Origin of the sequence: Massilia sp. NP310, assembly GCF_019443485.1 — a bacterium.
Taxonomy (GTDB): domain Bacteria; phylum Pseudomonadota; class Gammaproteobacteria; order Burkholderiales; family Burkholderiaceae_D; genus Telluria; species Telluria timonae.
Window position 1 is genome coordinate 2,890,148 of record NZ_CP080379.1, and the last position, 12,667, is coordinate 2,902,814.

The 12,667-nt window shown below is 68.6% G+C and carries 12 protein-coding genes; 10 read left to right on the forward strand and 2 right to left on the reverse strand.

All coding sequences use genetic code 11. The annotated features are described in order from the left end of the window. The first annotated feature begins 138 nt into the window (after positions 1–138). From fliD to KY496_RS12790, 7 genes are all read left to right on the forward strand, one after another. Positions 139–2,778: a flagellar filament capping protein FliD gene (gene fliD / locus KY496_RS12760; protein ID WP_219864968.1), complete on the forward strand. Its 2,640-nt coding sequence runs from the start codon at positions 139–141 to the stop codon at positions 2,776–2,778. A gap of 22 nt (positions 2,779–2,800) precedes the next feature. Beyond that, positions 2,801–3,253, forward strand: coding sequence for a flagellar export chaperone FliS (gene fliS, locus KY496_RS12765; RefSeq protein ID WP_005665903.1), 453 nt, complete (start codon positions 2,801–2,803; stop codon positions 3,251–3,253). A gap of 5 nt (positions 3,254–3,258) precedes the next feature. After that, entirely contained in the window at positions 3,259–3,597 is a 339-nt protein-coding gene (locus KY496_RS12770; RefSeq protein WP_229409760.1) for a flagellar protein FliT, read from the forward strand. 15 nt (positions 3,598–3,612) lie between these two features. Then, positions 3,613–4,746 (forward strand): flagellar hook-length control protein FliK, encoded by a 1,134-nt coding sequence (locus tag KY496_RS12775; RefSeq protein ID WP_219864969.1) that lies wholly within the window; start codon positions 3,613–3,615, stop codon positions 4,744–4,746. Next, on the forward strand, positions 4,739–5,098 hold the full coding sequence (locus KY496_RS12780) for an EscU/YscU/HrcU family type III secretion system export apparatus switch protein (protein ID WP_005665898.1): 360 nt from the start codon (positions 4,739–4,741) through the stop codon (positions 5,096–5,098). The genes KY496_RS12775 and KY496_RS12780 overlap by 8 nt, the downstream gene beginning before the upstream one ends. Beyond that, entirely contained in the window at positions 5,091–5,840 is a 750-nt protein-coding gene (locus KY496_RS12785) for a flagellar brake protein (protein WP_219864970.1), read from the forward strand. Before KY496_RS12780 ends, KY496_RS12785 begins: the two co-directional genes overlap by 8 nt. An 82-nt stretch (positions 5,841–5,922) precedes the next feature. Continuing rightward, entirely contained in the window at positions 5,923–7,470 is a 1,548-nt protein-coding gene (locus KY496_RS12790) for an HD domain-containing phosphohydrolase (RefSeq protein WP_184238988.1), read from the forward strand. A gap of 57 nt (positions 7,471–7,527) precedes the next feature. On the opposite strand, the gene KY496_RS12795 is transcribed toward KY496_RS12790, so the two are convergent. Next, a complete protein-coding gene (locus tag KY496_RS12795) occupies positions 7,528–8,154 on the reverse strand; it encodes a response regulator transcription factor (RefSeq protein ID WP_219864971.1) in 627 nt (208 codons plus the stop codon). Positions 8,155–8,313: 159 nt separating this feature from the next. Here KY496_RS12795 and KY496_RS12800 point away from each other — a divergent pair, with 159 nt between their 5' ends. Beyond that, positions 8,314–8,763: an Rrf2 family transcriptional regulator gene (locus tag KY496_RS12800; protein WP_005665891.1), complete on the forward strand. Its 450-nt coding sequence runs from the start codon at positions 8,314–8,316 to the stop codon at positions 8,761–8,763. A gap of 37 nt (positions 8,764–8,800) precedes the next feature. Here KY496_RS12800 and KY496_RS12805 read toward each other — a convergent pair whose 3' ends face one another. Continuing rightward, entirely contained in the window at positions 8,801–9,703 is a 903-nt protein-coding gene (locus tag KY496_RS12805) for a LysR family transcriptional regulator (RefSeq protein WP_219864972.1), read from the reverse strand. Positions 9,704–9,809: 106 nt separating this feature from the next. On the opposite strand from KY496_RS12805, the gene sugE reads away from it, so the two are divergent. After that, on the forward strand, positions 9,810–10,130 hold the full coding sequence (gene sugE, locus KY496_RS12810) for a quaternary ammonium compound efflux SMR transporter SugE (RefSeq protein ID WP_184238993.1): 321 nt from the start codon (positions 9,810–9,812) through the stop codon (positions 10,128–10,130). 392 nt (positions 10,131–10,522) lie between these two features. Then, positions 10,523–12,634: a protein kinase gene (locus tag KY496_RS12815; RefSeq protein ID WP_219864973.1), complete on the forward strand. Its 2,112-nt coding sequence runs from the start codon at positions 10,523–10,525 to the stop codon at positions 12,632–12,634. The last annotated feature ends 33 nt before the right edge of the window (positions 12,635–12,667 follow it).

Genomic DNA, 12,667 nt, shown 5'->3' on the forward strand with positions numbered 1-12,667 from the left:
GCGCTTTTTTCATCGGCATACCGCGCCGGTTACCGGATGCTGTTCAGCAAAATCAAAATAAAGCCGCATTTACCGCTCTTAAGTCCGCTTTGTTTCTGTCGATAATCACATACGATATCGCTTTCACGGGAGAAACAAGTGGCCGTCAGTTCAACCTCGCTAGACATCAACACCATCGTCAGCCAGCTGATGCAGGCCGAGTCCGCGCCTCTTGCCAACTATGACAAGAAGACGGCGGCATTCCAGGCCCGCGCGGCGGCCCTCAATCAGGTCAGCGCTGCCGTCGGCGTGTTCCAGGGCGCGTTGACGTCGCTGAACCAGCCGGCCACCTTCCAGGGATTGAGCGCTTCCTCCGCCAACAAGGACATCCTTTCCGGCACCGCCGGCAACGGCGCCGTGCCGGGCCGCTACAAGGTCAACGTGACCCAATTGGCCCAGGCCCAGAGCCTGAAGACCAGCGGTTTTGCCACCACCACCGCCACCATCGGTTCCGGCACCCCGACCACCCTGACCTTCCAGTTCGGCACCGTCACCGGCGGCACGTTCGGCGCCACCGGCGCTGCGCTGGGCGCAGGCGCCGCAGGCGGCGGCATCGGCAACGGCTCCCTGAGCCTGAACGGGATCGCGATCAGCACCGGTCCGACCACGCGCAGCGCGCGCGCCCTGGCCGAGGCCATCAATGCACAGAGCGACAAGACCGGCGTCGTCGCCACCGCCGGCACCACCACCACCCAGAGCGGCCTGTTCGACAACTTCGGCCAGGTCAGCATGGACAACGGCGCCAGCTATGCGCTGTCGGTCGGCGGCGTGCAGCTGGCCAGCCTGAACAGCAGCAGTGCGCCACTGACCGCGACCGACCTCGATACCGCCCTGGCCAGCGCCGGCACCCGCAATGCGCTGGCGGCCGCCAACATCACCGTCAGCGGCAGCGCCGAAGACGGCACGCTGCAGTTCACCGCGTCCGACGGCTCGACCATCGACATCACGGAGACCGTGACCGGGACCGTGCGCGGCGGCATCGGCAAGGACCCTGCCGATGCCAATGCGGGTTCGACTTTCAGTGCGACGGCCGGCGTCACCCTGCGCTCGAACGACGGCAACCAGATCGTGGTCGGCGGCACCAACCCGGCTGCCGCCGGCTTTACCGCGGGCAGCGTCGGCTCCCATTTGGACTCCGCTTTCTCGCTCAACGGCGCCATCAACAGCAAGACCATCACCCTGGAAGCGGGCGACCAGTCGCTGCAGGGCATCCGCGACGCCATCAACAAGGCCGACATGGGTGTCACGGCGACCATCGTGTCGGATGGCAGCGCCAAGCCCTACCACCTTGTGCTGACCTCGAACAAGACCGGCGAGGCAACGACGATGAAGATCAGCGTCGCCGGCGAGGACGGCGATGCGGGCGATCCAGCCATTGCCGCCATGCTCGGCTACGACCCGGCGGGCGTGCAGAACCTGACGCAGACGGCCGGCGCCCAGAGCACGAAGCTGAACATGAACGGCATCGAGATCAAGAGCGACAGCACCACTGTCACGGATGCGATCCAGGGTGTAACGCTGGACGTCACCTCGCTCGGCAGCACGACGCTCACCGTGTCCAAGGATACGGCGGCGATCACCACTGCGGTGAACGACTTCGTCAAGGCATACAACGACCTGAACAAGACGATTACCGGCCTTACCAGCTACAACGCCGAAACCGGCACGGGCGGGATCCTGCAGGGCGACGCCAGCGTGCGTTCGATCCAGAGCCAGTTGCGGCGCCAGATCAGCGCCGTGATGGAAGGCACCGGCGGCAAGCTGAACTCGCTGACGCAGATTGGCATCGGTTTCCAGCAGGACGGCAGCCTGAAGGTGGATTCGACCAAGCTCAACAAAGCGATCACCGAGAACGCGGCCGACTTCGGCGGCCTGTTCGCGGCAATGGGCTCGACCACCGACAACATAATCAAGTTCGACAAGTCGAGCGCAGCCACCAAGCCGGGCACGTATGCGATCAGCATCACCAGCCTGGCGACCCAGGGCAACCTGGTCAGCAGCGCCGCCCTCACCGGCTCGACCACGATCGCCCCGAACACCGTCTGGCGCGTCACGCTGAACCAGACCGACCCGGTCACCGAAAGCAAGACGCAGGAAATCAAGCTCCAGGCCGGCACCTACAGCAACGACGACCTGGCCGCGCTGATCCGCTCCGCGATCAACGGCAACTCCACCTTCGCCGGCGCCGGCGACACGGTCGAGGCCTCGGTCGGCGACGATGGCCGCCTGACGCTGTCGTCGAGCAAGTACGGCGATGTGTCGAATATCTCGATCGCCGGCGTCAGCGGCAGCCCGGTCGACAGCATCTTCGGCGGCGCGACCCCGACCAAGGGCAAGGACGTCGAAGGCACCATCGGCGGCGTCGCCGCCACCGGCAATGGTCAATCGCTGACCGCAGCGCCCGGCTCGTCTGCCGAAGGCATCCAGGTGTCGATCACCGGCGGCCTGGTGGGCGACCGCGGCTCGGTCACCTTTTCGCAGGGCTTCGCCTACCAGCTCAACAACCTGGCGACCGGCTTCGTCGGCAAGGACAGTCTGCTCAAGAGCAAGACCGACGGCCTGAACGCCTCGATCAAGTCGGTTGCCGAACAGCGTTCGCGCTTCGAGACGCGCCTGGAAAGCATGGAAAAGCGCTACCGCGCGCAGTTCGTCGCGCTCGACGCCATGCTGGCCTCGATGCAGTCGACCTCTAACTATCTTACCCAGCAGCTGGCGACCCTGTCGGCCAACTGGGGTTAATTGAGCATCACTGGAGAATCACATGTTTGGAACCCCTAAACGCGGCGTCGGCGCTTATGCCACGGTCGGCCTGGAAACCGGCGTCGCTTCGGCCTCGCCGCACAAGCTGGTGGTCATGCTGTACGACGGCGTGATCGTCGCCCTGCTCAGCGCGATCAACGGCATCAAGTCGTCGAACATCGCCACCAAGGGCGCCTCGATCTCGAAGGCCATCACGATCATCGACAACGGCCTGCGCGCCTCGCTCGACAAGAAGGCCGGCGGCGAAATCGCCGCCAATCTCGACGCCCTGTACGACTACATGAGCCGCCGCCTGCTGGAAGCGAACATCAAGAACGACGCCGCCATCGTCGAAGAGATTCACGGCCTGATGGCGAACCTGCGCGAAGCCTGGGTCCAGATCGGCGAGCAGCAGGCCGCGGCCGAGCCGATGCCGCCCGCGATCCAGAAAGCCCCTACCCTGATGAGCGCCTGAGAGAGATGACGACGATGACGATGAGCGGACAGGAAGTCGTGACCACCTATGAAACCATGGTCGGCATCACCGAGCGCATGCTCGATGCGGCCAGCGCCAACGAGTGGGACCGCCTGGCCGAACTGGAGCAGGAATGCGCGCGCCATGCGAATCGGTTGAAAGCGAATGAAGGCGGCGCGCCGCTGGGCGGCCAGGAGCGCCTGCGCAAGGTCAACGCGATCCGCCGCATGCTCGACACCGACCGCCAGATCCGCGACCTCACCACGCCATGGATGGCGCACCTGTCGTCGCTGATGAAGAGCACCTCGACCGAACGCCGCGTCGTGCGCGCCTACGGCGTCTGATGATGGGAGGGCTGGATGCTGCCGCGTGAACTCGTCGGCAGCGTCACGCCTGTCACTGCGGCCCGGCCGGCCGAGCAGGCCGCCGATCCGCGCCAGCAGGCGTTCGCGCGCGAGATCGCGCCGCTGCTGGGCAAGGCCATCCACGGCGCGGTCCAGGCCCGGCTGCTGGATGGCACCTTCGTCGTCAAGTTCGCCGACACCCAGGCCCGCATGCAGCTGCCTCCCGGCGCCCAGGTCGGCGCCGACGTGCCGATGACCCTGGTCGGCCTGCATCCGCGCCCCACCTTCCAGGTCGGATCGCAAACAACGACCGCCTTTGCCGAAGCCGGCCCCGCGCCGCAAGAAGACGCCGACGGCGCGCATGCGCCGCTGTCGTACCGCGAAGGCGCCGCCGTCGGCCGCGCCGGCGCCCTGCTGGCATCCGGCGCCGCGCTCGGCGCGCAAGCGTTCGCCGGCGGCACCGAGGCGAAGAACACCACCTTGAGTCCCACCGCCCAGGCCCTGGCCGGCGTGCTGGCCGCGGCCCAGAAGGCCGACAGCCAGCTCTCGAGCATCGTCGGCCGCGCGCCGCTGGCGCCCGGCCCCGGCACCGATCCGGCCCTGCTTGCCGCCGGCCTGCAGCAGGCGTTCGGCAAGAGCGGCCTGTTCTACGAATCGCACGTGGCCGAATGGGCGCGTGGCGCCCTGCCCCTGTCCGAACTGGCGAACGAGCCGCAGCAGCAGGCCGCGCAGGGCGGCGCACGCCCAAATGCGCAGGATCCCGCGACTGCGCAATTCATCAGCATGCAGCTGGCGGCCCAGGAGCAATCGCACCTGGCCTGGAAGGGCCAGCTGTGGCCGGGCCAGCCGATGGAATGGGACGTGCAGCGCGAGGGCCATGGCGATGGGGGCGACGGCGAACAGGCGATCTGGCATTCGCGCCTGCGCCTGCGCTTTCCGCAGCTGGGCGAACTCGAGGCGCAGCTGCGCATGGTGAACGGAAGCCTGCAGGTGCAGTTCGCGGCGGCCGACGACGCCACCGCCGGCCTGCTGCGCGAGCACATGCCGGAACTGGCGAGCGCCCTCGATGCGGTGGGCACGCCGCTGGCCGGCTTCGATGCGCGCGCGCGCGCCGGCAAGCCGGATGCGAAGGATGCGGGCGATGCCTGAATCGGCCGACAAGCGGCGCCAGAACGCCGTGGCGCTGGCCTATGGGGCAGGCGAGCGCGCGCCAACCGTGGTGGCCAAGGGTTCCGGCATGGTCGCCGAGCAGATCATCCGGCGCGCCCAGGATGCCGGCGTGTTCGTGCACGAATCGAAGGAGCTGGTGTCGCTGCTGATGCAGGTGGATCTCGACCGCGAGATTCCTCCCGCCCTGTACCGGGCAATTGCGGAACTGTTGGCATGGCTATATCATATCGAGTCGGCTCGACAACATGGTGGGCTGTTGCCTCCCGCGCCCGATCCGACGCCCCACCTCCCAACGGAATTAGCGGCAAGGACAGATGCAAGCGATGATTGAAGCAGAACTGGAAGACTGGCACGACTACGAAGTAGGATCGCGCCGCGAGATCGTGGCCCTGCTGCGCCAGATCGGAGAAAAGAACCAGCTGATTCGCATGCTGATCAAGGGCGAGGCCGACGTCTGCGTCACCTCGATCCTGGCGGTCGACGAGGACAGCGGCGCCGTGGTGCTGGACCGCTCGGTGGACCGCGCCCAGAACGACCGCATCGTGGCCGCCGGCCGCGTGAAATGCGAAACCACGCTCGACAAGATCCGCATCCTGTTCGGCGCCGACGGCTTGGGCCCCACCACCTGGCGCGGCGAGCCCGCGCTGCGCGCCGATATCCCGCCCACCCTGATCCGCCTGCAGCGGCGCGAGTACTACCGCATGCCGACCCCGGTCAGCAATCCGGTGCGCGCGCTGGTGCCGGTGCCGCTGGACGCCGGCGGCGGCATGGGCGTGTTCCCGCTGCACGACATCAGCGTCGGCGGCGTCGCCCTGCTCGACAACAAGCTCCAGCTGGGCGCCAGCGTCGGCCGCGTGATCGAGGGCTGCCGCATCGAGCTGCCCGAGATCGGGCCGATCGCGACCTCGCTCGAGATCCGCAACTCGCTCGACCTTACCCTGCTGAACCACAAGACCAGCCGCCGCCTGGGCTGCCAGTTCGTCGACATCTCGCGCGGCGGCCTGGCCGCGGTGCAGCGCTACATCACCAAGCTCGAACGCGAGCGCAACGCCAAGCTCGCCGGTCTGGCCTGAACCTTCAGGCGGCCTGCGGCGCCGGCGCCGTGTAACAGGCGCCGGCGCCGCATCGGACATGCCCCCCATTAAACGACGATCGATGGACCCGGCCGCGCGCGCATCCGCCCCCTCCCTGTCGCTTCCCGCGGCTGCCCTGCACGGCCACGACACCGCAACCCTGTCCCAGGCCATGGGACTGCTCGCCATCGTCGGCGACCTGAGCATGGGCCAGCCGATCGACGGTTCGGAGCGCGCCGCGCGCCTGGCCGCGCGCGTGGCGGCGGCGGCCGGCGCCAACGCCGCCGCCTGCGAGCATGCGCGCATGGTGGCGCTGCTGCGCTGGTCGGGCTGCACCGCCAACGCGGCCGGCTTCGCCGCGATGCTGGGCGACGACGTCGGCGCGCGCCACGCGCTGGTGAGCAGCACCCTCGATGCCCGGCAGGCGGCGCGCCTCTCCGACACCACCGGGCTGGCCGAAGTCCACTGCGAAGTCGCGGGCGACATCGCCGCCATGATGGGCTTGCCGGCCGCGGTCGAAAGCGGCTTGCGCCACGTGTGGGAGCACTATGACGGCAGCGGCGTTCCGCTCCGCCTGCGCGGCGACGAAGTGCCGAACGTGGTGTACCACGCGGCGCTGGGCGGCGACCTCGAGATCCTGGCGCGCGTGCATGGCGTCGAGCGCGCGCTGGACATGATCGCGCAGCTGGGCGACGTCAAGTACCCGGCGCGCCTGGTGGCGCTCGTGGCGCCGCACGCGCGCGCCTGGCTCGACGAGCTGGAGTCCACCGAAGCGCCATCGCCGCAGCCGGATTTTCTTCCGGTGTCGGCGCCGCTCACCCTGGTGGCCGACATGATCGAACTGAAACTGCCCTGGCTGGCTGGCTATTCGCGCCGCGTCGCGCTGCTGGCGCAGGAGGCGGCGCAGCTGGCGGGCCTGCCCGAGGCGCAGCAGCGCCTTGTTGCGCGCGCCGCCCTGCTGCACGGGATCGGGCGCGCGGCGGTGACCAACACGGTGTGGGAACGCAGCGGCAGGTTGAGCGCCGCCGACTGGGAAGCGGTGCGCCTGGCGCCCTACTGGACCGCGCGCGCCGGCAGCCGCATCGACGGCCTGGGGCCGGACGCGCAACTGGCCTCGCACGTCTACGAGCGGCTGGACGGCAGCGGCTACTTTCGCAGCCTGGACGCGAGCGCCCTCGGCGCGCCGCAGCGCCTGCTGGGCGTGGCCGCCGCCTGGACGGCGCTGCGCTCGCCGCGCCCATGGCGCGCAGCCCACGAGCCGGCGGCGGCTATCGCCCTGCTCGAGGCCCAGGTGACGGGCGGCCGTTTCGACCGCGCCACAGTCGACGCCGTGCTGGCCGCGGCGGCGGACGTTCGCACCACGCCGGCACATGGAACGGGAACGGCGGGCGCGGGGGCCGCAGGTGGCGCCAACGGCAGCGCCGGCGCGCCGGTGCGCGCCACGCTGTCGGCGCGCGAGGCCGAGGTCTTGCAGCGCATCAGCCTCGGGGAGAGCAACAAGGAGGCCGCGCGCGCCATGCGCATCAGCCCCGGCTCCGTGCGCACCCACGTCGAGAGCATCTTCCGCAAGCTCGATTGCTCGACCCGCGCCGCCGCCACGCTCAAGGCCCTGACTCTCGGGCTCATCTAAGAGCCTGTCGTGTTCTTTTGCTTGCCCCAGGACCATCGAGGGCCGCATCCCGATCGATCAGTTATAGGCGCTGCGGATGCCGCTGCCCGGACGGATCAGGCCGCGCTGCGTGGCGACCACCACCGCATGGGTGCGCGCGGTGGCGTCGAGCTTGCTCATCACGCCCTTCACATGGGTCTTGACGGTGCCGACGCCGATGCCCAGCCTGCGCGCAATCGACTTGTTGCAGCAGCCCTCGGCCAGCAATTGCAGCACGTCGGTCTCGCGGCCGGTCAGGGTTTCGCGGCTGAGGCTATCGGCCACGCTGCGCGTCACCGATTCGCTCAGGTAGCGCTGGCCCTGGGCCAGCGACGCGACCGCCTCGAGCAGCTCGTCCTGGCTGCACGACTGCAGCACGTAGCCATGCACGCCCGCGTCCATCGCGAGACGCACTTCCCATTCCTTGTCGAGCTGGGTGACGATCAGGACACTGGGCCGGCGCAGGCCCGCGTGCTCGGGCTGGCGCGCCAGCGCGAGGCCGGTATCGTAGTCGGCGACCAGCACCCGCGCCGCCTGCCGCGCCTCCGGCTGGCTCGGGTGGGTGCTGACGCGCCATTCCTGGCGGTCGGCCAGGATGGCGTGCAGGCCGGCGGTCATCACCGGATCGGTGTGGATGATATGAACGGCGGATGGGATGGTCGGCATGGTGTACTCCTGATTTGGCTGCGTCGGGCACGCTACCCGTTCGTTCATATTGGAACGACAAGTTAAGTCCGGCAAGTTAAACCATGTAAAAAATGCGCCGGCAGGCGCCGGGCGGCGCTTCGATAGGCTGGCATGCGAATGCGTTATACTTGGGCGATCATGCGTCTGACCTCCTTCACCGATTACACGTTGCGCACGCTGCTGCACCTGGGCAGCAATCCCGGCCGCCTGGTGACGATCCAGGAGATCGCAGACCTGCACAGCATCTCTAAAAACCACCTGATGAAGGTGGTGAACGAGCTCGCACGCAACGGCACGATCGAAACCATTCGTGGCCGCAACGGCGGTTTTCGCCTGGCGCACGAACCGAAGGACATCAATATCGGCGCCATCGTACGCATGAGCGAGAGCGACTTCTACATGGCCGAGTGCTTCGACCCCAACGGCACGCCGTGCGGCCTGGTCAAGGCTTGCGGCCTGAAGAGCGTGCTGGGCAATGCCACCGCCGCCTATCTGGCCGAACTCGACCGTCACACCCTCGCTTCCCTGCTGCCCGAGCCGCGTCCGCGCGACATGCCGGTCACGGTGCACCGGCGCAAGGCCGCCTGAACCTTCAGCGTCGACCGCGCTTCCTCCATCTACCGCGTCAGGACGAATGCGTGCGGCGCTCGTTCAGCAGGGTCACGAAGCGGCGTGCCGCCAGGCCCTGGGGACGGCTGTTCGCCCACACCACGTCGACGAACAACTTCATGATGTTGGTGAAATTGGCGGAAGGGATTTGCAACAGCTGGCCATCCGCCAGCGGCGCACGCACGAAGCCGGCGGGCAGCCAGGCCCAGCCCAGCGCCGCGGTTACCAGGCTCAGCGCGGCGACCGGATTGTCGGTCTTCCACTGCAGGCGCGACATGGCGATGCGCTTGTCGACCTGGTCGGCATGGCGGCCGGCCATCACGATCTGGCGCTCGCCCAGCAGGTGCTGGTCGCGGATCGCGCCGGCCGGCACGCGCGCCAGCAAGGGGTGGTCAGGCGCCAGCACCGCCACCAGGGTTTCCTGGGCCACTTCCTGGAAACCTTCGCGCGGATCCATGCCGTAGCGCTCGAACACCAGCGCCAGGTCGGCGCGGCCATCCTGCAACATCGCCAGGGCATCGGCTTGCGCGGCGCTCAGCACATTCACTTCCAGCAAGGGAAACTCGTCGGACAGGACCCGCAGCGCATCGTGCCAGGGCGCGGCGGCCATCAGCTCGGGCACCAGCACCAGGGTCAACGAAGGCTCGAGGTCCTGGCTCAGCGACAGCGCGTGCTGGTTCAGCAGCCGCAATTGCTCGACCAGCAGCCGCGCCTGCGGCAGCAAGGCCAGCGCGTGGTCGGTGGGACGCGGCTCGCGGCCGCTGCGGTCGAACAGTTCCAGGCCGAGTTCGGCTTCCAGGTTGGCGATGGACATGCTGATGGCCGAAGGGACGCGCCCGAGCGCGCGCGCGGCGGCCGAGAACGAGCCGCCATCGACAGCGGCGAGCAGGATGCGCAAGTGGTCGAGATCGAAAGCCATCTATCAATCATACTGACAGCTGCTGACTTTTTCCATCACCCTGATTCACATAAGATGCGCTTTTTATCAGCGGCAACGTCTGCCGCGTCCAGTCGAGGAGAGCATCATGGTGTGGTTGGTATTGTTTCTGGCAGGGTTGTTCGAGGTGTGCTGGGCGGTCGGCCTGAAGTACACGGAAGGATTCACCCGCCTGTGGCCCACGGTCGGCACCGTGGTGGCGATGGCGATCAGTTTCGGCCTGCTGTCGCAGGCGATGAAGACGCTGCCGCTGGGAACGGCCTATGCGATCTGGACCGGCATCGGCGCGGTCGGCACCGCCCTGGTGGGCATCGTCCTGTTCGGCGAGTCGGCCAACCTGGCGCGCATCGCCTGCATCGGCCTGATCGCGGCCGGCATCATCGGACTGAAGCTGGCAACGCCGGCCTGAAAACGCCCGGCGATCCCGGACCACAATGGCACCCGGCGGTATTACGCCAGCACAGGAACTGGCGCTGGCGGCACGCTGTGGGAGCGCTGGGATCGCCAGCTTTTGATAAAAATCAACGGTCAATCCGACAAAATTTTCCCTGGAGCCGGTTTTACGTACTATGCACCTTGATCTTGATGTTCCGAAATTTCAGGTGGTCATGTAGCAGAAAACATCCTGCCGCTGACCGCGCGAGATCGCTGTAACGGCCATGACAGGCGCCTGGCATAAGGTGCGCCGGCGCCCCACCCGATAACCATGCGCGACTTTCCATGATCGCAAAGCTCTGCTCTTTCAGCGAAATGCCAGCGGAGGCGCTTCCGGCAAGCACGGCGCTTCCCAGCCATTACGAATTGGGCGCGCGCCTCGGCGCCGGGGGCTATGGCGAGGTGTACGAGGCCTGGGACAACAAGCTGCAGCGCAGCGTGGCGATCAAGCGCATCGAACGCGCCGCCCATGCGGCCGCCCACGCCGACCCGCTGCATGAAGCGCGCATGGCGGCGTCGCTGCACCACCCGTCTTTCGTCACCGTGTATGCCATCGAAGAAGATGCGTCCGGCGCGTCGATCGTGATGGAACTGGTGCAGGGCCGCACCATCGGGCAGCTGGCCCAGAAAAGCCGCATCGCCCGCGCCACGGCGCTCGACTGGATCGGCCAGATCGCCGCCGCCATGCAGGATGCCCACGCGGCAGGCCTGGTGCACGGCGACCTGAAGCCCTCCAACCTGATGATCGAGCCGTCCGGGAAGGTGCGGATACTCGACTTCGGCCTGGCCTCGCGCTGCGACCAGCTGGCCACCGGCGCGGTCGACTCGACCGGGCCGGTCGGGACCATCGCCTACATGGCGCCGGAACGCCTGATCGGACACCGCGCCGACGCACTGTGCGACATCTACGCCGTCGGCGTGCTGCTGTACGAACTGCTGGCCAGAACCCGCCCGCACAGCCACCTCAGCGGCCTGGCGCTGGCGGCCGCGCATATGCAGTCGAGCTCGGCCAGCTGGCACTATCCCGAGACCATCGATGCGCCGCTGGTGGCCCTGATCCGGGACATGACGGCGCAGCAGCCGGCGCAGCGGCTGCCCGGCATGGCGCAGGTGGCGCAGCGGCTGGCCGAAATCGCGTCCCTGCAAGCGCCGCATCCGCCGCCGTCCCCGCGCCGCCGCCGCTGGCAGGGCCCGGCGGCGGTGCTGTTGGCGCTCGTGCTGGCGGGCGGCATATGGCGGCTCGGGACCGAATCCGCGGCGCGCGCGCCGGTCCATCCGGCGGCGCCCGCGCCGGTCCATCCGGCGGCGCCCGCGCCGGTCGATTCGCCGGCGCTCGCGATGCAGCGGGGGCTGGCGGCCCTGAAGCATTTCGACCGTCCCGGCAGCCTGGACGCGGCCGAGCGCCACTTCAGCGCGGTGCTGGCAGGCGACGGCGGCCATGCGGCGGCGGCGGCCGGCATGGCGCTGGTGCAGACGCTGCGCTACCGCGGCGACACCCAGGACGAGGTCTGGCTGCGCAAGGCCGACGCCAGCGCCCAGCAAGCCATGAAGCTGAACGATCAGCTGGCGCTGGCGCACATCGCCCGCGGCTGGGTGCTCGCCAGCCAGAGACAGCACGAACGCGCCGGACAGGCCTTCAAGCGCGCGCTGCAGCTCGACCCGGCCGATTTCTTCGCCTGGTACGGCAAGGCCCAACTGCTGCGCCACGCCGGACGCGACGCGCAGGCGTTCGAGACGCTGCGGCTGGCCCAGGCCCGCTTTCCGCGCGAGCGCGTGTTCTTCGACGAATTGGGCAGCCTGCTCTACGAGCGCGGCGATCATGCCGGCGCCGAGCAGGCCTTCCGCCGCAGCATCGCCGTGCAGCCCGACGCGGTCGCCGGCTATGCCAACCTGAATGCCGCCCTCCTGCGCCAGGGCCGCGCCGACGAGGCCCTGCGCGTGCTGCAGCAGGGATTGCAGGTGCGCCCGAGCGCCACCCTGTACGCCAACCTCGGCAACGCGCTGTTCCTGCGCGGAGACTACGTCGGCGCCGCCGCCGCCTTCGAGCATGCGGTGTCGCCGGTGCGCGGGGCGCCGGGCGAATACCTCAACTGGGCCAACCTGGCCGATACCCTGCTCTGGATTCCGGGACGCGAGGCCGAGGCCCGCCAGGCCTACGGCGAAGCGCGCCGCCTGCTCGCGCCCATCCTGCAGCGCGCGCCGCACGATGCGACCCTGGTCTCGCGCATGGGGTTGTACGCCGCCCGCAGCGGCGACCGGGACGCGGGCATGCAGCTGGCGGCGCGCGCCACAGAGCTCGCGCCCGACAGCGCCGACGTGCAGTTCCGCGCCGGCCTGGTGCGTGAGTTGCTGGGTGAGCGCGAGCTGGCGCTGGAATCGATCGCCAGCGCCCGGCGGCTGGGATATCCCGCCGCCTTCATCGACGCCGAGCCCGACCTGCTGGCACTGCGGCGCGACCTGCGCTACCGCCATCCGTGAACTCTCCTTGCCCCAATCCTGTCCGTTTCTTCC

Coding starts and splice junctions, on each gene's coding strand:
- fliS (WP_005665903.1), top strand. CDS start 2,801: ATGTTTGGAACCCCTAAACGCGGCGTCGGCGCTTATGCCACGGTCGGC.
- KY496_RS12770 (WP_229409760.1), top strand. CDS start 3,259: ATGACGACGATGACGATGAGCGGACAGGAAGTCGTGACCACCTATGAA.
- KY496_RS12775 (WP_219864969.1), top strand. CDS start 3,613: ATGCTGCCGCGTGAACTCGTCGGCAGCGTCACGCCTGTCACTGCGGCC.
- KY496_RS12780 (WP_005665898.1), top strand. CDS start 4,739: ATGCCTGAATCGGCCGACAAGCGGCGCCAGAACGCCGTGGCGCTGGCC.
- KY496_RS12785 (WP_219864970.1), top strand. CDS start 5,091: ATGATTGAAGCAGAACTGGAAGACTGGCACGACTACGAAGTAGGATCG.
- KY496_RS12790 (WP_184238988.1), top strand. CDS start 5,923: ATGGACCCGGCCGCGCGCGCATCCGCCCCCTCCCTGTCGCTTCCCGCG.
- KY496_RS12795 (WP_219864971.1), bottom strand. CDS start 8,154: ATGCCGACCATCCCATCCGCCGTTCATATCATCCACACCGATCCGGTG.
- KY496_RS12800 (WP_005665891.1), top strand. CDS start 8,314: ATGCGTCTGACCTCCTTCACCGATTACACGTTGCGCACGCTGCTGCAC.
- KY496_RS12805 (WP_219864972.1), bottom strand. CDS start 9,703: ATGGCTTTCGATCTCGACCACTTGCGCATCCTGCTCGCCGCTGTCGAT.
- sugE (WP_184238993.1), top strand. CDS start 9,810: ATGGTGTGGTTGGTATTGTTTCTGGCAGGGTTGTTCGAGGTGTGCTGG.